This is a genomic window from Catenulispora sp. GAS73, from assembly GCF_041262085.1.
GTDB lineage: Bacteria > Actinomycetota > Actinomycetes > Streptomycetales > Catenulisporaceae > Catenulispora.
Window position 1 is genome coordinate 25504 of the sequence record NZ_JBGCCM010000014.1, and the last position, 22820, is coordinate 48323.

At 72.0% G+C, this 22820-nt stretch carries 14 protein-coding genes and 1 tRNA gene; 3 read left to right on the forward strand and 12 right to left on the reverse strand.

Going from position 1 to position 22820, the window contains the following annotated elements; translation table 11 throughout:
* The first annotated feature begins 2 nt into the window (after positions 1-2).
* Positions 3-1667, forward strand: coding sequence for an L-glutamate gamma-semialdehyde dehydrogenase (gene pruA / locus ABH935_RS21685; RefSeq protein ID WP_370379739.1), 1665 nt, complete (start codon positions 3-5; stop codon positions 1665-1667).
* Between the two features lie 55 nt (positions 1668-1722).
* Here the strand turns inward: pruA and ABH935_RS21690 are convergent, their stop codons facing one another.
* The gene (locus tag ABH935_RS21690; protein ID WP_370379740.1) at positions 1723-2211 is read right to left on the reverse strand and encodes a MarR family winged helix-turn-helix transcriptional regulator; all 489 of its coding nucleotides are present in this window, start codon (positions 2209-2211) and stop codon (positions 1723-1725) included.
* Positions 2212-2269: 58 nt separating this feature from the next.
* Here ABH935_RS21690 and ABH935_RS21695 point away from each other — a divergent pair, with 58 nt between their 5' ends.
* Both ABH935_RS21695 and ABH935_RS21700 read left to right on the forward strand, forming a co-directional pair.
* Complete coding sequence (locus ABH935_RS21695; protein ID WP_370379741.1) at positions 2270-3727, forward strand: MFS transporter; 1458 nt, start codon at positions 2270-2272, stop codon at positions 3725-3727.
* Positions 3728-3872: 145 nt separating this feature from the next.
* Positions 3873-6332: an ATP-binding domain-containing protein gene (locus ABH935_RS21700; RefSeq protein WP_370379742.1), complete on the forward strand. Its 2460-nt coding sequence runs from the start codon at positions 3873-3875 to the stop codon at positions 6330-6332.
* Here ABH935_RS21700 and ABH935_RS21705 read toward each other — a convergent pair.
* From ABH935_RS21705 to ABH935_RS21755, 11 genes are all read right to left on the reverse strand, one after another.
* Complete coding sequence (locus ABH935_RS21705; RefSeq protein ID WP_370379743.1) at positions 6322-7263, reverse strand: zinc-binding dehydrogenase; 942 nt, start codon at positions 7261-7263, stop codon at positions 6322-6324. The two genes, ABH935_RS21700 and ABH935_RS21705, sit on opposite strands and share 11 nt — an antisense overlap.
* Before the next feature lie 109 nt (positions 7264-7372).
* Positions 7373-8560: a ribonuclease inhibitor gene (locus ABH935_RS21710; protein ID WP_370379744.1), complete on the reverse strand. Its 1188-nt coding sequence runs from the start codon at positions 8558-8560 to the stop codon at positions 7373-7375.
* A complete protein-coding gene (locus ABH935_RS21715) occupies positions 8554-9849 on the reverse strand; it encodes an SDR family NAD(P)-dependent oxidoreductase (RefSeq protein ID WP_370379926.1) in 1296 nt (431 codons plus the stop codon). The genes ABH935_RS21710 and ABH935_RS21715 overlap by 7 nt, the downstream gene beginning before the upstream one ends.
* Positions 9850-10452: 603 nt before the next feature.
* Positions 10453-10535 (reverse strand) — tRNA-OTHER (locus ABH935_RS21720).
* Positions 10536-10537: 2 nt separating this feature from the next.
* A complete protein-coding gene (locus ABH935_RS21725) occupies positions 10538-12520 on the reverse strand; it encodes an AAA family ATPase (RefSeq protein ID WP_370379745.1) in 1983 nt (660 codons plus the stop codon).
* The gene (locus ABH935_RS21730) at positions 12517-13938 is read right to left on the reverse strand and encodes a hypothetical protein (RefSeq protein WP_370379746.1); all 1422 of its coding nucleotides are present in this window, start codon (positions 13936-13938) and stop codon (positions 12517-12519) included. The genes ABH935_RS21725 and ABH935_RS21730 overlap by 4 nt, the downstream gene beginning before the upstream one ends.
* Positions 13939-14041: 103 nt before the next feature.
* Positions 14042-16582 carry a hypothetical protein gene (locus ABH935_RS21735; RefSeq protein WP_370379747.1) on the reverse strand — a complete coding sequence of 847 codons (2541 nt, stop codon included), beginning with the start codon at positions 16580-16582 and terminating at the stop codon, positions 14042-14044.
* 127 nt (positions 16583-16709) lie between these two features.
* The gene (locus ABH935_RS21740; protein ID WP_370379748.1) at positions 16710-17531 is read right to left on the reverse strand and encodes a PadR family transcriptional regulator; all 822 of its coding nucleotides are present in this window, start codon (positions 17529-17531) and stop codon (positions 16710-16712) included.
* Positions 17532-18410, reverse strand: a complete 879-nt coding sequence (locus ABH935_RS21745; RefSeq protein WP_370379749.1) for a DUF4097 domain-containing protein — start codon at positions 18408-18410, stop codon at positions 17532-17534.
* Between the two features lie 112 nt (positions 18411-18522).
* The gene (locus tag ABH935_RS21750) at positions 18523-18699 is read right to left on the reverse strand and encodes a DUF6104 family protein (RefSeq protein ID WP_370379750.1); all 177 of its coding nucleotides are present in this window, start codon (positions 18697-18699) and stop codon (positions 18523-18525) included.
* 96 nt (positions 18700-18795) lie between these two features.
* A complete protein-coding gene (locus tag ABH935_RS21755; RefSeq protein ID WP_370379751.1) occupies positions 18796-22602 on the reverse strand; it encodes a multifunctional oxoglutarate decarboxylase/oxoglutarate dehydrogenase thiamine pyrophosphate-binding subunit/dihydrolipoyllysine-residue succinyltransferase subunit in 3807 nt (1268 codons plus the stop codon).
* Between the last annotated feature and the right edge of the window lie 218 nt (positions 22603-22820).

Below are 22820 nucleotides of genomic sequence, written 5' to 3' on the forward strand. Positions count from 1 at the left end.
ACATGGCTGCGCACGCGAATGAGCACGACCCCGTCACCGGCGCCACGAAGGTCCCCGTCCCGTACAACGAGCCGGTGCTGACCTACGCGCCGGGGACCCCCGAGCGTGCCGCCCTGACCGCGAAGCTGGCCGACCTGGCGGGGCACCACCACGACCTGACCGCCACCATCGGCGGCGCCCGGCGCCCCGGCGGCGGTGACCCCGTCGACGTGGTCCAGCCGCACCACCACAAGTCCGTCCTCGGCACCCTGCGCAACTCCACCCGGGACGACGCCCGCGCCGCCGTGGCCGCAGCCCGCGAGGCCGCCCCGGCTTGGCGCGCGCTCTCCTTCGACGACCGCGCCGCGATCCTCCTCAAGGCCGCGGACCTGCTCTCCGGTCCCTGGCGCGCGACCCTCAACGCCGCCACCATGCTCGGCCAGTCCAAGACCGCGGTGCAGGCCGAGATCGACAGCGCCTGCGAGCTGATCGACTTCTGGCGCTTCAACGCCGAGTTCGCCCGCCAGATCCTCGCCGAGCAGCCGCCGGAGAACGCCCACGGCGTCTGGAACCGCACCGACCACCGCCCCTTGGACGGCTTCGTCTACGCGATCACGCCCTTCAACTTCACCGCCATCGCCGGCAACCTGCCGACCGCCCCGGTGCTGATGGGCAACACCGTCATCTGGAAGCCCTCGCCGACGCAGCAGCTCGCCGCGCACTTCACCATGCGCTTGCTGGAGGCCGCGGGCCTGCCGCCCGGTGTCATCAACATGCTGCCGGGGGACGGCCTGGCGGTCTCCGAGGTGGTCCTCGCCGATCCGCACCTGGCCGGCATCCACTTCACCGGCTCGACCGCCACGTTCCAGCACCTGTGGCGCGTGGTCGGCGAGAACATCGCGGCCTACCGCGCCTACCCGCGCATCGTCGGCGAGACCGGCGGCAAGGACTTCGTCCTGGCGCATCCCAGCGCCGACAAGGCGGTGCTGAAGACGGCGCTGACCCGCGGCGCGTTCGAGTACCAGGGCCAGAAGTGCTCAGCGGCCTCCCGCGCCTACATCCCGCGCTCGCTGTGGCACGGCGCGGGGCTCCGCGAGGAGTTCTCCGCCGAGGTCGACGCCCTGAGCATGGGCGACCCGACCGACCTGTCGAACTTCATGGGCGCCGTCATCGACGCCCGGGCCTTCGCCAAACACCGCCGGGTCCTGGACATCGCGCACGCCGACGACACCATCCGCATCGCCGCCGGCGGCACCGCGGACGACTCGGTCGGCTACTTCGTGCGCCCGACCGTGATGGTGTGCACGAACCCCGAGCACGAGATCTTCTCGACCGAGTACTTCGGCCCGCTGCTGTCCGTGTATGTGTACGACGACAGCGACTACGACCGCGTCCTGCACGGCGTCGAGGGCGTCACCGACTACGCCCTCACCGGCTCGATCATCGCCCAGGACCGCACGGCCGTCGCCGAGGCGATGAGCGTGCTGCGCTTCGCCGCCGGCAACTTCTACATCAACGACAAGCCGACCGGCGCCGTGGTCGGGCAGCAGCCCTTCGGCGGCTCCAAGAACTCGGGGACGAACGACAAGGCCGGCTCGGCGCAGAACCTGATGCGCTGGACGTCCACGCGCTCGATCAAGGAGACGTTCGTCCCGCCGACGGACCACCGCTACCCGCACATGGGATGAGCGACGGCGAAGCGCGCGTGGGACACGGTCGTCGTGTTCGGGCCCAGCGGTGCCGTCATGCCCCCCACTCCTTCGAAGCCTCCTTGGCCATGGTCACCATCGCGTCCAGGAACCCGGCGATCGCTTCCAGCTTCTCGTCGTCGTAGCGGTCCAGCAGCCCGACCGCCATCGTGTTCATCCCGGTGAACAGCCGCACGATCTCCCCGACCCGCTCGCGCACCGGCTCGATGAGCACCACGCGGCGGTCCTCGGGGCTGCGCTCGCGGGTCACCCAGCCGGACTTCTCCAGCTTGTCCAGGATCCCGGTCATGGTCGCCGGATGGATCCCCAGCCGCTGGCCGAGCGCCTTCGCGCTCATCGCGCCGTCGCGCATCAGGACGTCCAGCGCCTTCAGCTCGACGTCCCGCAGCCCCACCTGTTCCCCGGCCCGCAGGTTGAGCACCGTCATCACCACGCCCATCTCGCGGATCGTCTCCGTGATCTGGTTCATGGTCCGGCGGCGTTCGCGGGAGCCCGCAGCCCCGGTGGATGATACGGAACTCATATGATACCTTCTTCGTAACGTACGAAACTCAAAGTAAGCGTACCGGAGGGGGTCTCCCGTGTCTGCATCCTTCCTATCAACCGGCAGAGGCAAGCTCATTCTGCTGTTGTTGTGCGGTGTCGCGTTCCTGGATCTGGTCGATGCCTCGATCGTGAACGTGGCCCTGCCGTCGATCCGCAAGGATCTGCACTTCAGCACCCAGAACCTGCAGTGGGTGACCAGCGGCTACCTGCTCACCTACGGCGGCTTCATGCTGCTCGGCGGCCGGGCCGCGGACCTGTTCGGACGGCGCCGGGTGCTGCTCGCCGGGACCGCGGTGTTCGGCGTCGCCTCGCTGGCCGGCGGCTTCGCGAACAGCGCCGGGCTGCTGGTCGGCGCGCGGCTGACGCAGGGCGTCGGGGCGGCCCTGATGATGCCCGCCGCCTTGTCGCTGCTCACCACCACGTTCAAGGAGGGCCAGGACCGCACCAAGGCCTTCGGGGTGTGGGGCGCGGTCGCCGGGCTGGCCTCCGCGGTCGGTGTGCTGGCCGGCGGCCTGCTCACCGACGGGCCGGGGTGGCGCTGGGTGATGTTCGTGAACCCGCCGCTGTCCGTGCTGATCACGGTGGGTGCCCTGCGCATGTTCGAGCCCGAGGAAAAGCGGGTCTCCTTCAAGGGCCTGGACCTCGTCGGCGCGTTCCTGGTCACCGCGGGGATGCTGCTGCTGGTGTTCGGTCTGGTGAAGGCGCCCGACCAGGGTTGGGGGTCGAGCCGGACGATTCTGGAGCTGGCCGGTGCGGGAGTGCTGCTGGTGGTGTTCATCATCAACGAGCGCTTCAGCCGCGATCCGCTGCTGCCGCTGTCGGTCTTCCGGATCCGCGGCCTGGTCGCCGCCGACGTCACACAGCTGGTCGGGGTCGCGGGCTTCATCTCGCTGTTCTTCTTCCTGACGCTCTACATGCAGAACGTCGAGGGCTACTCGCCGATCCGCGCCGGCCTGGCCTACGTGCCGATCACCGTGGCGGTCGGGATCGGGGCCGGGTCGGCGCCGAAGCTGATCGCCAAGGTCGGTACCCGGCCGGTGGTGGTGACCGGGGCCGTGATCGCGTCGGTCGGCATCTTCCTGCTGGCCCAGCTGAAAGTGCACGGCTCTTATGTCAGCGGTCTGCTGCCGGGCATGGTGATCATGGCGGTCGGGCTCGGGCTGCTGTTCGTCGGCGTCTCCACGGCGGCCAACGCCGGCGTCCCGCACCACCAGGCGGGCCTGGCCGCGGCGCTGTTGAACGCCTCGCAGCAGGTCGGCGGCGCGCTGGGGCTCGCGATCTTCGCGGCGATCTCCACGGCCCGGCTGAACCACGAGCTGAAGGCCGGTGCGCAGCCCGCGGCGGCGATGACGTCCGGGCTGTCCTGGGCGCTGACGGCCTGCGCGGTCGCGGTGGCGTGCGCGGCGGTCATCGCGCTGCGGACCCGCAACGTGCACAGCGAGGCGGAGGCCGAGGCTCTCGCCGAAGTGGAGGAGTTGATCACGGCCGGCTGAACGATCCGCGGGATCGGCGCGAAGCCTCAGAAACAAAACAGGCCCGAAGGCTCTGACGATGGCGTCTGCTATCGTAGAGTTTTCGGGCACAGTCACATTACCAGATAACTGGTACGTGCTTGATTCTGAGGCAGCGGGAGGCGTTTTGTCAAGGGGTACGGAAGAAATCCTCCACGAACAGCGCTATCTGGATCTGCTGTATACCCGCCTCGACGCCCTGCGCGCGCATGCGGAGGGCCAGCTCGCCGGCGTGTTGCGATCCGGTACCGGCACCCAGCAGGCGCGGACCGAGCGCGACAACATGGCCACCGCCGGCGCCGGCCGGGTGGCGCAGCTGGACGCGGCCGAGGAAGGGCTCTGCTTCGGCCGGCTGGATCTGGACGGCGGCGAGCGCCGCTACGTCGGCCGGATCGGCATCCTGGACGACGACGGCGACTTCGAGCCCTTGCTCCTGGACTGGCGGGCCCCGGCGGCGCGGCCGTTCTACGTGGCGACTTCCGCGGCGCCGCAGGGTGTGCGGCGGCGGCGCAGCATCCGGACCCGGTTCCGGACCGTCGTCGGGGTCGACGACGACGTCCTGGATCTGGACGTGGCGGCCGACGGCGACGCCTCCGGCCTGGTCGGCGAGGGTGCGCTGCTGGCCGCCCTGACCGCCGGCCGCACCGGCCGGATGCGCGACGTGGTGGAGACCATCCAGGCCGAGCAGGACCACGCGATCCGCTCGGAGTTGCGCGGGGTCCTGGTCGTGCAGGGCGGCCCGGGGACCGGCAAGACCGCGGTGGCGCTGCACCGCGCGGCCTACCTGCTCTACTCCTACCGCGAGCGGCTGGCCAAGCGCGGCGTGCTGATCGTCGGGCCGAACCCGACCTTCCTGCGCTACGTCTCGCACGTGCTGCCGGCGCTGGGGGAGACCAGCGCGGTGCTGGCCACCGTCGGGGAGATGTTCCCGGGCGTGCGGGCCTCGCGGGCTGACTCGGCGGAGGTCGCCGAGATCAAGGGCCGGGCGGCGATGGCGGACCTGATCGCCGGTGCGGTGCGGGCCCGGCAGCGGGTGCCCGAGGACGTGCTGGAGGTCGTGTACGAGGGCGTGAAGTACCGCCTGGACCGCGAGACCTGCATCGCCGCGCGCGAGCTGGGGCGCAAGGCGAGCCGGCTGCCCAACCTGGGCCGCAGGGCCTTCGCCGAGTACGTCGTCGACGCCCTCGCCGGGCAGGTCGTGGACCGGCTGAACGACGACCCGCACCGCCAGGAGACGCTGGCGATGGTGAATCTGATCGCCGAGGAACTCGGCGAGGATCCGGCGGAGATGGCCGACGGGGTGTTCCTCGGCCGGGCCGACCGCGAGCAGATCGCGGCGTCCCTGGCCGAGGAGCCGAGCGTGCAGGAGGCGCTGGACTGGCTGTGGCCGCAGCTGACCCCGCAGCGGATGCTGGCCGAGCTGTTCGCCACGCCGGAGCTGCTGCGCGAGGCCGTGGAAGAGGTCGGCGAGGCTTCCGAAGGCGGCGCGCCGCTGTTGACGGACGCTGAGATCGACCTGCTGGTCCGCACTCCCGGCGGCTGGTCGGCGGCTGACATCCCGCTGCTGGACGAGGCCGCGGAGCTGCTGGGCGACTCCGACACCGCCGAGGCGGCGGCGCGGGCCGAGGCCGAGCGCCGGGCCCGGATCGCCTACGCGCAGGGCGCGCTGGAGGTCGCCGAGGGCTCCCGGTCGATCGACCTGGAGGACCCGCGCGAGGAGATCGTCACCGCCGTGGACCTGGTCTCGGCCGAGATGCTGGCGGAGCGGTTCGAGGAGCGCGACGAGCGCAGCGTGGCCGACCGCGCGATGGCCGACCGGACCTGGACCTTCGGGCACGTCATCGTCGACGAGGCGCAGGAGCTGTCGCCGATGGCCTGGCGGCTGCTGATGCGGCGCTGCCCGGCCCGGTCGATGACGCTGGTCGGGGACGTGGCGCAGACCGGCGACCCGGCCGGCGCGGCGTCCTGGGGCCAGGTGCTGGCCCCGCACGTCGGCGACCGGTGGCGGCTGGCGGAGCTGACGGTGAACTACCGGACCCCCTCGGAGATCATGGCGGTCGCCGCCGAGGTGCTTCAGCGCATCGACCCGCATCTGTCGCCGCCGCGCTCGGTGCGCTCCACCGGCGAGGAGCCGTGGCGGGTGTCGGTGCCGGCGTCCTCGCTCGCTGAGAAGGTCGCCGAGCTGGCGTTGCGCGAGGACTCGGCGCTGGCCGCCGGGGCCGATGGTGTCGGTGCCGGCGGTGTTGGTGCCGACAGCGGTGGTGCCGACGGCGGTGGGGGGATCGGCACCGACGGCGGCGGCGCCGGGGACACCGGCCGGATGGCGGTGCTGGTGCCGAACGAGCGGCTCGCCGAGGTCGCCGGGGCGGTGTCGGCGCTGCTGCCCGAGGCGGGCTACGGCTCCGACCCCGACCTGGAGCGGCGCACCGTCGTGCTGCCGGTGCGCCAGGCGAAGGGGCTGGAGTTCGACACGGTGCTGGTCGTCGACCCGGCTGCGATCGTCACCGCCCAGCACGGCGAGAACGATCTCTATGTGGCGCTCACCCGAGCGACGCGGCGGCTCGGGATCATCGAGGTCACACCGTGAAAACGATCTTCCCGAAGGCCTCGCCCTGCTCCATGCGCTCGAAGCCGGTCCGAGCCTCGGCCAGCGGCAGGACCGAGTCGATGACCGGCCGCACGTCGGTCACCTCGCACATCTTGGCCAGCGCCCTGAGCTCGTCCAGCGAGCCCATGGTGGAGCCGATGACGCGCAGCTGGAGGAAGAAGATGCGCGTCAGCTCGGCCGGCGGCATGGCGCCGGAGGTCGCCCCGGAGATGACGATCGTGCCCTCCGGACGCAGCGACTTCACCGAGTGCGACCAGGTCGCGGCGCCGACCGTCTCCAGCACGGCGTCCACGCGCTCCGGCAGCCGGGCCCCGGACTCGAACGCGGCGTGCGCCCCGAGCTCCACGGCCCGCGCGCGCTTCTCCTCGCTGCGCGACGTCGCCCACACCCGGAAGCCGGCGGCCCGGGCCAGCACGATCGCCGCGGTCGCCACCCCGCCGCCGGCGCCCTGGATCAGGACCGTGTCACCGGGCTTGAGGCCGGAGTTGCGGAAGAGCATGCGGTAGGCGGTGAGCCACGCGGTCGGCAGGCACGCGGCCTGCTCCCAGGACAGCGCGGCGGGCTTGGGGACCAGGTTGGCCTTCGGCACCAGAACTCGCTGCGCGAACGTGCCGTTGTAGACCTCGGTGAGGATGGACGGCTTGCCGTCCCGCGGATCGACGACGGAGTGGATGATCACCTCGTTGCCGTCCTCGTCGACCCCGGCGCCGTCGCACCCCAGGACCATCGGCAGCTTGTCCTCGCTGATGCCGACGCCGCGCAGGGTCCACAGGTCGTGGTGGTTCAGGGACGCGGCTTTGACCGTGACCGTGGTCCAGCCCGCGCGGGGCGTGGGCTCGTCGCGCTCCCCGAGTTCGAGGCCGGAGAGGGGGTCCTTGGAGTCGATGCGCACGGCGCTCACTGCGAACATGGGGCCGAGCTTAGACGGCGCGCAGTGCGGTGTCCTTGCCACTGTGCGCGCCGTCACGGCCTCGGGCCGGGCGGGCCCGGGCGGGCGGTCAGTCGGTCGGCTCGGTGTCTCAGGCCGGCGGCGCGGTCCGGTAGACGCTGCGGATGGCGCGGACATCGGGCGCGACGTCGAACACTGCCGCCGGGAGGTCGGCGGCCAGCGCGGCGAGTTCCTTCTTGACGCGCTTGGCGATGCCGGCGCCGAGCATGAAGCGGGTCGGCGTGGCGGCGCGCTGGGCGCCGTCGAGGAGACGGAGGGCGCCGGGGCTGCCCAGGTCGGTGTAGCGGAGGTTGAGGAAGGCGAGCTGGTGCGGTGCGGCGGCCAGGGCTGTGGCGATGGTCGCGGCGCCGGACTCGTCGAGGTGGTTGTCGGCGGCGGCCAGGACGGCCGCGGCCTTCACGCGGCCGGCGTCGATCAGCTCGACGCCGGCGGTGGCGGCTGCCGCGACCAGGTCCGCGAGGGCTTGCGAGCCGATGCCGTTGCTGGCCACGCTGAGGCGCCGCAGGGCTCCCGGCGGTGCCGTGCGCAATGCCGCGGCGAGGAGTCGGGCTCCGGGGTCGCCGAGCTGCGCGGCTGAGACGTAGAGCTCTGCTACCGCGCCTGCGGACAGCAGCCGGGCGAGTTCCTGTGCTCCTTCGGCGCCGAGCTTGTTGCCGCTGAGGTAGAGGCGTTCGATGGCGTGCGTGCCGCTGTCGCTGCCGCTGCCTGCGTCGATCATGGCATCCACCAGCGTCGCGACTTCCGGCGCGGCCAGGCCGGTCTGCGTGAGGTCGATCGTTCGCAGGACGGTGCCGGCGCGGACGGTCTCGGCGACGGCGCGCACGCCGTCCGCGCCGACCGGGTTCCGCTTCAGCCACAGCGCCTTCACCACGCCGGGGGAGGCGATCAGCTGGCCCGCGATCTCGCAGACGCCGCCGCCCCCGATGTTGTTGCAGCCCAGGTAGAGCGTCTCGACGCGGGCGGCGACGGCCTTCGGCGCCACGGCGGCCACGCCTCCGTCGCCGAGCCCGTCGGTACCGAGCAGGAGGTGCTTCACCGGCCCGCCGCCCTCGGGCAGGGCGTCGGCCACGGCGGCGGCGCCGAGCGGGCCGAGGTCCTGCTTGCACATGTCGAGGCGGCCGTCGGGCAGCGCGGTCCCGGCGGGGAACGCGGTGCGGGCCCGGACCGGCTCGCCGCGCCGCAGCCAGGCCAGGACCGGCGCCAGCTCCTCGGCGGGGCGCGCGGGCCGCGCGGGCCGTACGGGGGAGTCGTTCACCATGCCACCGCCCGATAGTCCTTGAGGAACACGCCGAACAACGGCTCGCCGTTCTCGCCGCTGACGATCGGATGATAGATCCGGGCCGCGCCGTCGACGATGTCCAGCGGCGTGCGGAAGCCGGACTCGGCGTGCCGGGTCTTGCTCGGCATCGGCTTCTCGTCGGTGATCCAGCCGGTGTCCACGCTGCTGAGGTAGACGCCGCGGCGGGCCAGCGCCTCGGCGCTGGTGCGGGTCAGCATGTTGAGGGCGGCCTTCGCCATGTTGGTGTGCGGATGCCCCGCGGTCTTGTTGCGCACCTCGAAGCGTCCCTCGACGGCCGTCACGTTCACGATGTAGCGGCGCGGGAACGGCGAGCCGGTCATCAGCGGCAGCAGCCGGTCGGCGAGGAGCGCCGGGGCGACGGCGTTGACGAGGTGGACTTCGAGGAGCTCGACGGCGTCGAGCTCGCCGAGCTCCGCGGACCAGGAGTTGCGCGGCGAGGGGTCGGGGAGCAGGCCGTTCTCGTCGACCGGCAGCTCAGGACTGTGCGAAACCGAACCAGCGCCCGCGCCCCGATACCCCGCGATCGGCGCCAGCTCCCGAAGCCCGCCGCCGAGCTCCGCCGCGGCCCGCCGATCGGCGGCGATCAGCGGAGCGTAGGAGGACTCCGGGCGCCGCACGGTCTGCGCCGCGTTGTTGATCAGGACGTCCAGCGGCTCCCCGGCGGCCAGCAGCTCATCACAGAGCTCGACGACCTGCCGCGGATCGCGCAGATCGAGGCCCGTGACCGTGAGCCGGTCGAGCCACTTCCCGCTGTCCTCCACCGCCCGGAAGCGCCGCACCGCATCATGCGGAAACCGCGTGACCACCCGCACCGCCGCACCATCCCGCAGCAACATCAGCGCCACCTGGAACCCGATCTTCACCCGCCCGCCGGTGACCAGCGCCCGCCGACCGTCCAGCGGCGTCCGAGCCGAGCGCCACGCCAGGTTCTCGGCCGCGCACGCCGGGCAGAGCTGGTGGTAGAACGCTGAGACCTCGGTGAAGTGCTGCTTGCAGACATAACAGCGGCGGGGGCGCAGCAGGGTGCCGACCGAGTCGGCTGCCTGAGCAGGCACGCTCGGCACGAGCAGCGGTATTTCTGCCCGCGGGTCCGCGCGCCCGATCACCTGCGCACGCTCCGCCGCCTGGTCCGCGGCAGCCGCCGAGCCGCCCATCCGAGTGCCCGCACGCTGTGCCGCGGCTGCCTGGTCTTCCGCTGCCGAGTCGCTGCGTGGGCGCGTGTCTGTGTGCTGTGCCGTGTGCCCGATTGCCGACGCACGCTCCGCCGCCTGGTCCGCGGCAGCTGCCGAGCCGCCCGTCCGAGCGCCTGCACGCTGTGCCGCAGCTGCCTGGTCTTCTGCCGCCGAGCCGCTGCGCGGGTGCGTGTCTGTGTGCTGTGTCGCGTGCCCGATTGCCGACGTACGCTCCGCAGCTGCGTGGTCTTCCGCCGCTGAGCCGCTGCCCGGGCGCGTGTCTGTGTGCTGTGTCGCGTGCCCGATTGCCGACGCACGTTCCGCAGCCGCCTGGTCTTCCGCCGCCGACTCGCCCGACCGCGTGCTCGTGCCCTGCGTTGCGTGCGCGGCCGCAGTCACGCTCTTCGCCGCCGCCGCCGTTCCCGCCTCCGGCAAAGCCAGCGCCGCATCCTCCCGCCGTCCGGCAGCCCCGGTCGCCGAAGCCGCCAGCACCGCCCGGTCGGCGGCCTCGCGGCGCAGCCGCTGCTCCTTCTGTCGGCGGCGGCGGCCGTCGCGGACGAACGACTCCGCGACGCGCTCCACGCGCAGCCGAACCGGGTCGTCGACCGGCAGGGCGCTCAGCGCCGACAGTGCGCGGCTCAGTTCCTCCGGATCCATGCGGCCCTCGCCCTCCCCAGGTGGCCCCGGCCGGATTCGAACCGGCGTTCCCCGCGTCGCTTGAGTGGATCTGAGCGGTGCGCCTGCCTCTGCGCTACGGGGCCGTTCACGGAATCCTGGCGGAACCCTCCCGCGCCTTGCAAGCCGCGAGGATGCCGACCCAGAAGGCCTGCGCGTCCTCCGAGGCGCCCACCAGGTACGTGGCGCGCAGCTTCGGCGGGAGGTGCGCGGCCAGGCGGATCACCACCTCGCGCTGCTTCTTCAGCTGGGACAGCTCCGCGTTGGCGAACACCTGGTGCACCACGTCGGAGGCGTCGTCGCCCTCGGCGTTGCCCGACACGGACCGCGCCAGGCGGCGCTCCCAGGTGTCCACGTCCTCGGCCAGCTCCTTCAGCCCCGTGCGCTGCGATCCCGCGAGCCGCGCGGTCAGCGCGCCCAGCGGCACCGGCGCGTACTCGCCGTCGCCGAGGTACACCAGCCCCTGCTGGAGCGGCAGGCCGCGGCCGTGCAGGCGGATCAGGCGCTCCAGGGTGCGCTTGGTGATCCAGGCGCGTCCCTCGTCGTCGATGTCGTTCTTCCACCACTCCAGCACGGTCTCGGCGACCGGCCCGTACTTCGCGATCAGCCACTCGTTCGCCGGGATGTCCTCCGGTGTGATGTCCAGCGAGGCGGTGAAGCGGGAGGCCTGCGCGATGTTGTTGCGCGAGACCAGCAGCTTGCGACCCACGTGGTACGGCGGGTTCTGCAGCGCGATCTGCGCCCGCAGGCCGCGGATCGGCCGCCCCGCCACCGACCACTCCTGCGTGATCTCCATCAGCCGGGCGAACGCCGCCTTGTCCTTCGGCCGGTTGTACTCGTCCCACACCACGGCCTTGGGCTCGTCGCCGGTGAAGCCCGCGGCCAGCAGATTGTCCAGGGTGCCGTCGGGGGAGGGCACCGGGGCGCACAGGTCCTCGACGTTGGTCACCGGCAGCGAGAAGTACAGCGGGTCGCGCCGCAGCACCTCCTGGATCAGCGTCCTGACCACCTCGGTCTTGCCGCAGCCGGGCGGGCCCTGCACCAGCACGCACCACCGGTTCTTCAACGCCGCGCGCACCAGGCGCCGCACCGGGTCGGCGATCGTGGCGCGGTTCGGGACGTTCAGCGCCCCGGCGATCGCGTCCAGGATCTCCGCGGTGCGGTCCACCTCCTGGGCGCGCGTGCCCTCGGCGGCCGGCAGCGCCAGCCGCAGCCGCGTGCCGTTGAGCAGCGGCAGGCCCCAGATCAGCGGGAACCCCTCGGCGGCGTTGGCCAGGATGTGCTCCAGCGTGCGCGGCGAGAGCAGGCGGCGGATCTCCGGGGGCTGCGCCGCCCAGACGCGGAACACGCCGGTCAGGTCGAACTGGCCGAACTTGCGGCGCAGCGCGTCCCGCCACGCGGTGTCGTTCGCCGTCACCCTGATGGTGACCATGCGGTCCAGGATGGCGAAGTCGCTGCGGCGCGCTGCGGTCTCGGCCAGCGACTCGTTGTCGGCCAGGAACACGCCGACACAGCCCAGCGCGCGCAGGTCGTGCTCGCCGAGGGTCCAGTTGCAGGCGATCTGCATCAGCTGCGACTGGATCGCCGGGCCCGCCTGCAGCGAGTCGTCGATCAGCAGCACGAACCGGCGCCCCGGCTTGAGCTGGCGCATCACCAGCTGCCGCAGCACCAGTTCCCCGGTGCGCGGGTCCCGCACCGGGGCGTTCACCAGCAGGTCGTCGGGGGCCAGGTTGGCGGCCGGGACGTAGACCAGCTCGGTGTCGTCGTACGCCTGCTTGATGTGCGCGGCGAAGGTCGCGGTCTTGCCGATTCCGTGCTCGCCGAAGATCTGCCCGGTCTGGCCCAGGTCGATCATCGCGTCGATGAACGCCTCCAGGGCTGACGGCCGAGCGGCGGCCCGACCCGCGGCGGTCCCGGCGGCCCCGGCGGCCCCGCCCGGTCCAGGCGCTCCGGCCGCCCCGCCCGCTCCGGCGCCCCCGCCCTGCCCCGGCAGCTGGTCGCCGCCGTACCCGGCGGTGAACTGCTCCTCGTCCGGCGCCCATGCGGTCTGGCCGGTGGTGTGCTCGCTCAACGGTCCCCCGTTCGTACCTTGTGACAGGCCATCTGCGGTGTGTGCCCCTCGGGCCAGTCGTCGCCGTGCTCGGTGATCAGCCAGATCCACTTGTCGGGCTCGGCCGGCGTGATGTGCGGGGCGATGCCGTCGGTCACCATGATGACGGCGTCCAGCGTCTCGTCGAACGGCTCCCCGGTCCGGGCCGACGGCGCGCGCCCCTCCAGGTAGTCGGCGACCGCCTGGAAGCTGGTCCCGCCGCCGCCGACCAGCGGGTCGCCCGGGGCGAACGGCACCACCTCGGCGTCGAACGACAGCCAGTGCGCCTCGACCCCGTCCAGCTGCCCGACCAGCGAGGCGACCCAGTCCACCACCGGCGGCGGCATCGAGCCGGAGGCGTCCACGGCGATCGCCACCACCCGCTGCCGCTCCGGCCCGCGCCGGGACAGCATCGGGTCCTCGCCGAGCGCGGCCAGCACCGCGCCGCGCTTCTTCGGGTAGACCAGGCGCTCGCCCTCGGCCAGCTTGGAGGCCAGTACGTCCACCAGCCAGCGCTGCCACCAGTCCACCCGCCGCGTCTTCTGCGTCTGGCCCCGGATCATCCCGGCACCCAGGTCGCCCCAGAGCTTGGCGAGCCGGTCGGTGGCGCCGTCGGTGCGGTCGATGAGGTCCAGCAGTTCCGAGCGCGCCGCGCGCACCCCGCGCTTGGCGGCCAGCAGCACGTTCGCCAGCACCTCGTTGCCGATCCGCTCGATGGTCTCGGCGTCGGCGAGCTCGTCCTGCAGCTCCTGCAGGATCTCGTGGATGCAGACCGGCGGCGGGCTCGGCGGGTGCTTCATCCGGCGCAGCTCGGTGTAGCAGCCCATGTCGGTGCGGATGAACTCCTCGTAGGAGAACGGGTTCAGGCCCTGCGCGGTCAGGTCCGCGTGGTAGCTCGCGAAGATCTTGCGCGGGTCCACGCCGGTCGGCTTGCCGTCCGCCACCGGCAGCGCGTCCCGCCGCAGCCGGGTCAGCGCGACGTGGTTGATCGTGCTCTCGATGGCGATGTCGAAGACCGGGTCCTCGCGCAGCTCCGGCTCGGTGAACAGGTGCCGCTGGATCAGGTGCCGCGCCTCGTGGAAGAGCACGAACTTCACCCCGTCCAGCCCCAGCTCGACGAAGAAGTCCGGGTTGAACAGCAGCAGACAGGTGCCGTCCCCGGCGGCCATCACCGCCGCGGTGTCGATGGCGGTGGTCGGTATCTGGTGCGTGCACTTGGAGTAGATCCACCCGGCCACCGCCGAGGACTCCATGCCGAAGTCGACGAGCGCCGCCTCCTTCAGCCGCACGGCCTCGGCGACCGTCGCCGGCTCGGCCGGGTGCCACGCCGCCAGCGCCTTGCGGTCGGTGGCGCTGACCGGCAGGCGACGCGAGCGGCGGCCCGACTCGTGGGTCTTCATGCGGCGTCCTCCTGCGCGGTGCTGCGGCCTGACACAAGTCTTCTATGTCGCGGCCCGTCGGTCGAACCGATTGGGCTGTTGCCCATTGCACGAGTCGGGGCGCTCACGGGGCCGGCGGCTTCGGGGGCTCGCTGCGGGGGAGGGGCGGGAGCAGGCTCGGGGTCTGGCTCAGGCGGGCCCTGGGCTCGCGCGGGGTGTGGGGCGCGGGCATGTCGGAGCTTTGACGTGGCTGCGGCAGGTGCTGATCGGCGTGCTCAGACCCGGTGCTCTCGGATCCCACGCCCTCGAACTCCGCGAGCAGGCCGTGGAGCGTGACGCCGTCCTCGGCGAGGCGCATCCAGCGCTCGGGGCGGCCGTCGAGGTGCTCGCGGACCAGGTCGGCGGTGTTCGGGCGCGCGGGCTGGAAGCCGGCGTCCCACAGCGCCGTCACGCGCTCCGGATCCGGCCGCGAGATGCCGGTGGCCGCCGCGCGCAGAGGCTCGTCGCTGTGCTCGCTCATCGAGGCGCGGACCGCCTCGTGCATCTTCTCCAGGCTCCCGGCACGCTCCAGTTCCAGCGCCCACACCGGCTCCGGCCCGGCGGCCGCGGCCAGGCGCGCGTAGGCGACGATGCGGCGATCGGTCTGCAGCGAGCGGTTGCTGCGCCGCAGGACGGCGTGCAGCAACTCCGGGTCGTGCGACTCCAGGGCCGGCTGCAGCAGCGCGGGCTCGGCGTAGCGCGTCACCAGGCGCTGCACGAGCGCGGGATAGATGCCGCCCACGGCTTCGGAGCGCACCACCGCCGCGATCCGCAGCTCCAGCGACGCGAGCGGATGCAGGTACACCGCCGCCAGCACGCCGGGCTCCGCGGGCTCGCGGTCGGCCAGACGCCACAGCGTGCCGACGGACGCCGCCGGATTCCGCGCCGCGGCCAGCCGCATGGCCGGGGTCCCGTGCGGGCCCACGGCGAGGTCCAGCAGCCAGCGCGGCTCGGGGCCGCGGTCCAGGATGCGGGTGAGGACGCCGATCAGTGCGCGGACTTCGGGGTCGGATGATCGCACTGGCTCGGCAGTTGCATGCTCTTCGGCAGCGTTGGTTCCCACTGCCTCGGCGATTGAGTGCTCTTCAGCAGCGCCAAATCCCGCTGCCTCCACCAAAGCCGCGACCACAGCAGCCGGCGCCACCTCCAGCAGTACCGCCGCCGGATCCACCCCCCGAGGCCACCGCCCCGCACGCCGCGCCGGCAGCGGCGCCCCGGCGTCCACCGCCTCCAGCAGTCCGCCCGGTCCGGCCAGGCTGCCCTCCCACGCCGCGACCCGCGTCAGCACCCTGAGCCAGCGCCCCGCGTCCGGCCCGATCGCCTCGGCGACCGCCGCGCGCAGCCCCGCCTGGTACCGCTCCTCGGCCTGCTCCGGGATGGTGACGAAGTGCGGCGCGAAGCTGTTCTTGCCCTTCGCTGTGTAGTACTCCGCCAGCCCCGGCGGCGTGGGCAGCGCCAACGCCAGCACGTCCGCCGCCGGCGCCGCGTGCGCCACCACCTCCGCCGCGCTCAGCGAACCGTGCAGGAGACCTCGGCGCAGCAGCTCGCGGGTCGCGAAGTGCCGCATCGCCGGGTTCAGCGCCCCGGTTGTCCCGCCCGCCCCGCGCGCCCGCCGCACCGTCTCCACATCCGGCCGCGCCGCCCAGAACACCGCACGCGGATACCGCGCCTCGAACAGCTCCCGCACGTCCTGCGGCACGTCCTCGCGCGCCGCCGCCTCGTCCAGGCCGCGCGACGTCGCCTGTCCGGCCTGCGTCCACTCCTCGCCGGTGCCGACCACCGACGCGTACGCCAGTACCGCGTCCCACGCCATCGCGTAGTGCTGCGACCCGACGTTCGGCGCGGTCCAGGAATCCGCCTCCTCGGCCGGCGGCAGGCTGGCGGTGCGCAGCGGCCGCGGCGCCTTGTCCAGCTCCGCGTCGTCGCCGGTGTCCCCGAAGGCGAGCACCGTCTCCCACCACGGCGCGTAGTACGACGCCCCCGCCGCCATGACCGTGGTGACCCGCTCGCGCAGCTCGTCCTGCCACACGTCGTCCAGGAGCCCGTGGTCGCGCAGCGTCCGCAGCCCCCGCACCACGGCGCCCACCTGCCGCAGGTGGATGGCCAGCGGCAGCGCCGTGGTCGCCAGGCCGATGTCGTCCGCGGAGCACGCGGCCACCGTCAGGTCGGTCTCGACCCGCGCCGGCATCGGCGAGTGCCGGTCGGCGTGCCGTCGCTCGGCGCGTGCGAGCTGGTTCCGCAGGAACTTCTTCACGCCCGGCGCGATGACCGGCCGGCCGTCCGCCCCGCGCCGGTCCCGCACCAGCGCGGCCAGGATCCAGGCCCGCGACCGCTTCCCCACGGTCCGGACCAGCACCTCGTCGACCGCGGGATCCGCCAGCCGGAGCAGCGCACGCAGCACGGCGTCCGGGTCGGCCACGGTCTCGTCGGCCAGCGCCCGCCGGGCCAGGGCGACGGTTGGGGCGGAAGAAGGCTGTTCGAGCACGAAGTCGCTGACCGCCACGGATATGGGAAGCGAAGCCTGCGCGATCCCTTCAGCGATCTGCGCGTCGTCGAGGCCGTGCAGCACCGCCGAGGCGTCGTCAGGGTGCGCGAAGTGCAAAGCGTCGATCAATCCTGCGATCACGGTGGCTCCCTCCCACGGCCCATGATGCCGTAAGACGCTGACGGCGCGTGCCGCGGACCGAAGCCCACGGCACACGCCGTCATCCCCCTCAAACCGAACCGGTCGGAACCGGTTCCGGCTCGTCCTGTCAGCCCCGGAAGATGTCCCGCAGCTCCCGCGCGGCCCGCTCCAGCACCTCACGCGCGGCGTTCAGCTGATCCTGCGACACCGGGATGTCGTCCCGGTGCTCGCGGGCCATCGTCCGCACCTCGTCCCGGAACCGCATGAACGTGGCCCGCAGCTCGTCCAGCTGTTCCCGGTCCGCCCGGTCGCGCGAGCGCCGGCCGGTCCAGTCGTCCACGCTGTCCTGCGCGAAGCGCTGCCAGCGCGAGGCCTCGTCCTGCCAGTGCTCCCGCCACTGCGCGGCCCACTGGTCCTTCCACTGTTCCTTCCAGTCGTTCTGCGCGCGCTTCCACTCGCGCCACTCGTCCTTGCCCCACTGCGAGCGGTCCGCCGGAGGATGCGCCGGGGCGTGCGCGGCGCCGCCGCGGCTCTTCGCGGAGTCCGTGCGGGCCTCGGTACGAGCCTCGGCGGCCTCGGCGCGCAGCTCCTCCTGAATGTGCCGCGCCGACTCCTTGACCTCGTCGCGGATCTCCTCGGCCAGGCTGCTGACCGACTCGCGGATCTCGGTCTCCAGCGCGTCCATGTCGTCGGCGCGCGCGGCGAGCTCGGTGCGGCCGGCGTCGGTGATGTGGTACACCTTGCGGCCGCGCTCGTCGGTCTCGTGCCGGATCAGGCCCTCGCTCTCCAGCCGCGACAGCCGCGGGTACACCGTGCCGGCGCTGGGCGCGTACAGGCCCTGGAACCGCTCCTTGAGCTGCTGGATGATCTCGTACCCGTGTTTGGGGCTCTCGGCGAGCAGCTTCAACAGGTACAGCCGCAGTCGTCCGTGTCCGAAGACGGGTGCCATCTAACGATCCTCTCCATCTTCGCCGTCCACCGAGAACATCGCCTCGGGGTCGACTGCCCTTCTCAGCAGCGTCATGTCACCGGACACCGCTCTGGCCTTCAGGCGTCCCTGCCCGGTGCCCAGGCGTCCGGACAACTGGCGCGGCTTGGTGAAGGGGATCTGCTTGTTGCCGAACAGTGCCGCCGAATCCAGACCGTCGAAGGTGGTGACGGTCCGGCCGCTCATCGTGGACATGTCCACTTCCAGGTTGGCGTCCTCCGGCGCGCGGACTATCACCTGGCCGGAGACCACGTTCAGCTCCAGGCGCGGGGCGTCGGTGCCGTCCTCCAGGTCCACGGTGATCGCGCCCGACGTGGTGCCCGCCTTGATCGTGTTCTGCGAGCCCAGGGCGATGACGGTGATCGCCCCGGAGACGGTGTGCGCGCTCAGGTCGTCGGTGACGTTCTCGGCGGTGATCGCCCCGGAGACCGTCTTGACGTCGGTGGGCCCGTGCAGCTGCGCCAGCGTGATCTCGCCGGACACGCCCTGGACCCGGGTCCGCTCGTGCAGGTTCGACACCACCAGCGGCCCGGAGACCACCGTGACGTCCACCAGGCAGTCCGGCGGCACCTGGATCGAGATGTCGGCCTCGATCTTGCGGCCGTGCATCAGCCACCCGAGCACGTTCGGCCGGAACTCGCCGTGCCGGACCGTCAGCTCGCCGTCCTCGTCCGCGACCACCAGGGGCTCCTCGCCCTTGACCCGGGTCACGTCCACCACCGCCGCGCCGTCCTCGCCGGCCCCCACCACGTCGACCTTGCCCGAGGTGGTGACGACTTTCAGCCGGTGGATCCCCTCGAAGGCGAGCCGGTCCGGCCCGCTCAGCTCGTGTCTCGTCATCACCAGGGCCCTTTCACGATGTATCGCGTCTCTGTAGGAGACGATATATCGCGTTGCGCCCGAGGGCAAGTACCCCGGTCTGACCAGGACGAACGCGGCATCTGAACGCTGCTCAGTCCTCGTCGTCGTCCAGCCGCGCCAGCCAGGTGGCCAGCCGGTCCACCGCCGCCTCGAACTCCGGGTTCAGGTCGGTGAAGGTGCGCAGTTGCTCGGCGAGCCAGCCCAGCGACACCTCCTCGTCCCCCCGGCGCTTCTCCAGTTCCTCGATACCGCGGTCCGTGAAGTACATGCTTTACCCGTTCGCTATGAAAGAGCTCTGAGTTCCTATGCAAAAGGGTGGGACCCGCGCCGAAGCGCAGATCCCACCCCGTACGACGCTTTCAGATCAGCCGGCGAAAGCGTCCTCGACCAGCTGGGCCTGCTCCACCGCGTGGCGCTTGCCCGAGCCCACCGCCGGGGACGAGGCGGCGGCCCGCGAGACCACCGTCAGGCCGCGGCCCAGGGCGGCCGGCAGGTTCATCGCCACGAACGGCCACACGCCCTGGTTGGCCGGCTCCTCCTGGACCCAGCGCAGGTCCACGTCCGGGCCGTAGCTGGCCAGCGCCGAGGCGATCTCGGCGGCCGGCAGCGGGTGCAGCCGCTCCACCCGGATGATCGCGGTGTCGGTGATGCCCGCCTTGGCCCGCTTGGCCGCCAGCTCCCAGTAGAGCTTGCCGGAGACCAGCAGCGCGCGGCGCACGCCGGCCGGGTCGACCGTGACGTCCGGCAGCACCGGCTCGAAGCGGCCGGAGGTGAAGTCCGCCACCGGCGAGACCGCGTCCTTCAGGCGCAGCATCGACTTCGGCGTGAACACCACCAGCGGCTTGTGCGCCGGGTTGTGCGCCTGCCAGCGCAGCAGATGGAAGTAGGACGCCGGGTTCGAGGGCATCGCCACGGTCATGTTGTTCTGCGCGCACATCTGCAGGAAGCGCTCGGGGCGGGCCGAGGAGTGGTCCGGGCCCTGGCCCTCGTAGCCGTGCGGCAGCAGCAGCACCACGCCGGAGCGCTGGCCCCACTTCTGCTCGCCGCTAGAGATGTACTCGTCGATGACCGACTGCGCGCCGTTGACGAAGTCGCCGAACTGCGCCTCCCACAGCACCAGGGCGTTCGTGCGGGCCACCGAGTAGCCGTACTCGAAGCCCAGGGCCGCGTACTCGCTCAGCAGCGAGTCGTAGACCGTGTACTTGGCCTGGTCCGGGGTCAGGTTCGACAGCGGGGTGTACTCGGTGGCGTTCTCCCGGTCCACCAGCACGTGCTGGCGCTGCACGAAGGTGCCGCGCCGGGAGTCCTGGCCGGCCAGCCGGACCGGGACGCCCTCCATCAGCAGCGAGCCGAAGGCCAGGGTCTCGCCCATGCCCCAGTCGATCTTGTCGTCGGTGATCATCTGCGCCCGCTTCTGCAGCGGCTGCAGCACCTTCGGGTGCGGGGTGAAGCCGTCGGGCAGCGAGACCTGCGAGTCGGCGATGACCTTGACGGTCTGCTCGCTGATCGCGGTGTCCACCTGCGCCGGGTAGGGCTGCACGTCCACGGCGAAGGTCGCCGAGACCGGGGCCTTGGAGACCTCCTTGGTCTCCGCGAACACCCGCTCCAGCTGGCCCTGGTAGTTGCGCAGGGCCTCCTCGGCCTCTTCCAGGGTGATGTCGCCGCGGCCGATCAGGCCCTCGGTGTAGAGCTTGCGGACGCTGCGCTTGGCCTCGATGAGGTTGTACATCAGCGGCTGCGTCATCGACGGGTCGTCGCCCTCGTTGTGGCCGCGGCGGCGGTAGCAGATCATGTCGATGACGACGTCCTTGTTGAACGCCTGGCGGTAGTCGAAGGCCAGCTGCGCGACCCGCACGCAGGCCTCGGGGTCGTCGCCGTTCACGTGGAAGATCGGCGCCTCGATCATCCGCGCCACGTCGGTGGCGTAGATCGAGGAGCGCGAGGCGGCCGGCGAGGTGGTGAAGCCGACCTGGTTGTTGATCACCAGGTGCACCGTGCCGCCGGTGCGGTAGCCGCGCAGCTGCGACAGGTTCAGGGTCTCGGCCACCACGCCCTGCCCGGCGAACGCGGCGTCGCCGTGGATCAGCAGCGGCAGCACGGTGAAGCCGGCCGAGGCCTTGTCGATGATGTCCTGCTTGGCGCGGACGATGCCCTCCAGGACCGGGTCCACGGTCTCCAGGTGCGAGGGGTTCGCGGCCAGCGTCACCGCGATCTCCGAGCCGTCGAGCGCGGTGAACGAGCCCGAGGCGCCCAGGTGGTACTTCACGTCGCCGGAGCCGTGCATGCTCTTGGGGTCCAGGTTGCCCTCGAACTCGCGGAAGACCTCGGCGTACTCCTTGCCGACGATGTTCGTCAGCACGTTGAGCCGGCCGCGGTGGGCCATGCCGATCGCGACCTCGTCCAGGCCCGAGCGCGCGGCGTCGGCCAGGATCTCGCCGAGCAGCGGGATCGCCGACTCCCCGCCCTCCAGCGAGAACCGCTTCTGGCCCATGAACTTGACCTGCAGGAAGGTCTCGAAGGCCTCGGCGGCGTTCAGGCGCTCCAGGATCCGCAGCTGCTCGGTGCGGTCCGGCTTGGCGTAGCCGTGCTCCACCCGGTTCTGGATCCACTTGCGCTCGTCCGGGGACTGGATGTGCATGTACTCGATGCCGATGGTGCGGCAGTAGGAGTCGCGCAGCACGCCGAGCACGTCGCGCAGCTTCATGATCTTCTTGCCGCCGAAGCCGCCGGTGGCGAACTCGCGCTCCAGGTCCCACAGGGTCAGGCCGTGGCTGACCACGTCCAGGTCCGGGTGCCGGCGCTGCTTGTACTCCAGCGGGTCGGTGTCGGCCATCAGGTGCCCGCGGGTGCGGTAGGACTCGATGAGCTCCTGCACGCGCGCGGTCTTGTTGATGTCGTCCTCGTGCGAGGCCGAGATGTCCTGGATCCAGCGGACCGGCTCGTAGGGGATGCGCAGCGACTCGAAGAGCTTGTCGTAGAAGCCGTCCTCGCCCAGCAGCAGCTGGTGGATGATCCGCAAGAAGTCGCCGGACTGCGCGCCCTGGATGATCCGGTGGTCGTAGGTCGAGGTCAGGGTCATGACCTTGCTGACCGCCAGCCGGGACAGCGTCTCCTCGCTGGTGCCCTGGTACTCGGCCGGGTACTCCATCGCCCCGACGCCCAGGATCGTGCCCTGGCCCTTCATCAGGCGCGGCACGGAGTGCACGGTGCCGATGGTGCCCGGGTTGGTCAGCGAGATCGTGGTGCCGGCGAAGTCGTCCGGGGTGAGCTTGTTGTTCCGGGCGCGGCGGACCACGTCCTCGTAGGCCTGCCAGAACTCGCGGAAGTCCATGAGCTCGGCGCCCTTGATGGAGGGCACCAGCAGCTGCCGGGTGCCGTCCGGCTTCACCTGGTCGATGGCCAGGCCGACGTTGACGTGCGCCGGGGTGACGACCGCGGGCTTGCCGTTCTCCGTGGTGTAGGAGCGGTTCATCTCCGGCATCGCCTTGAGCGCCTGCGCCAGGGCGTAGCCGATGATGTGGGTGAAGGAGACCTTGCCGCCGCGGGCCCGCTTCAGGTGGTTGTTGATGACGATGCGGTTGTCGATCAGCAGCTTGGCCGGGACGGCGCGCACGCTGGTCGCGGTCGGGACCTCCAGGGAGGCCTCCATGTTGGTGACCACGCGGGCCGCCGGGCCCTTCAGGACCGCCGTGGTGGTGCCCGCGCTGCCGCCGGCCGGGGCCGGGGCGGCGGTGGTCGCCGCGTCCCGCGGGACCTGGACCGGGGCGGTCGGAGCCGCGGGGGCCGGGGCGGCGGGCGCCGCCGGAGTCGCGGGAGCCGCCTGGGCGGGGGCCTGGGCCGGGGCCGGCACCGCCGCGAGGGCGGCCGGCGCCGCCGGGGCGGCGGGCTGGGCGGGGGCCGATGTGTCGGAGGTCACAGTCACTTCGGGGTTATCAACCTTCGCAACGGGGGCAAGAGCCTGCGCGGCGGCAGAGCTGTCCGTGGGCTGGTAGTCGTTGAAGAAGTCCCACCACGCGCGGTCCACGCTTTCGGGGTCGCGCAGGAACTGCTGGTAGATCTCGTCCACCAGCCACTCGTTCGGGCCGAACTCGGCCAGGGTGTGCCCCGGCGTGGAGCCCGGAGTACCGGCAGTCTGATCGGTGGTTGCCTGCTGCGACGGCTGTGGCGACACGGCGGTTTCCGCCCTCTTCCGCGTGGGTGCGTATAGGAGTGCACGGCGGCTACGACCGGCTCCGGCCGTAGACGTATAGCGGTCATCCAGGCTACGCCGATGTGGGGCTTTATTGCAGTCGCGCCCCGGGTTCGAGGCACTGATCACACCGCGGTGCGGGGAAAATCCCTCCATGTGACTAGGGGCAGGTGGCGACGCGGTGGTCAGGAGTGACCAGA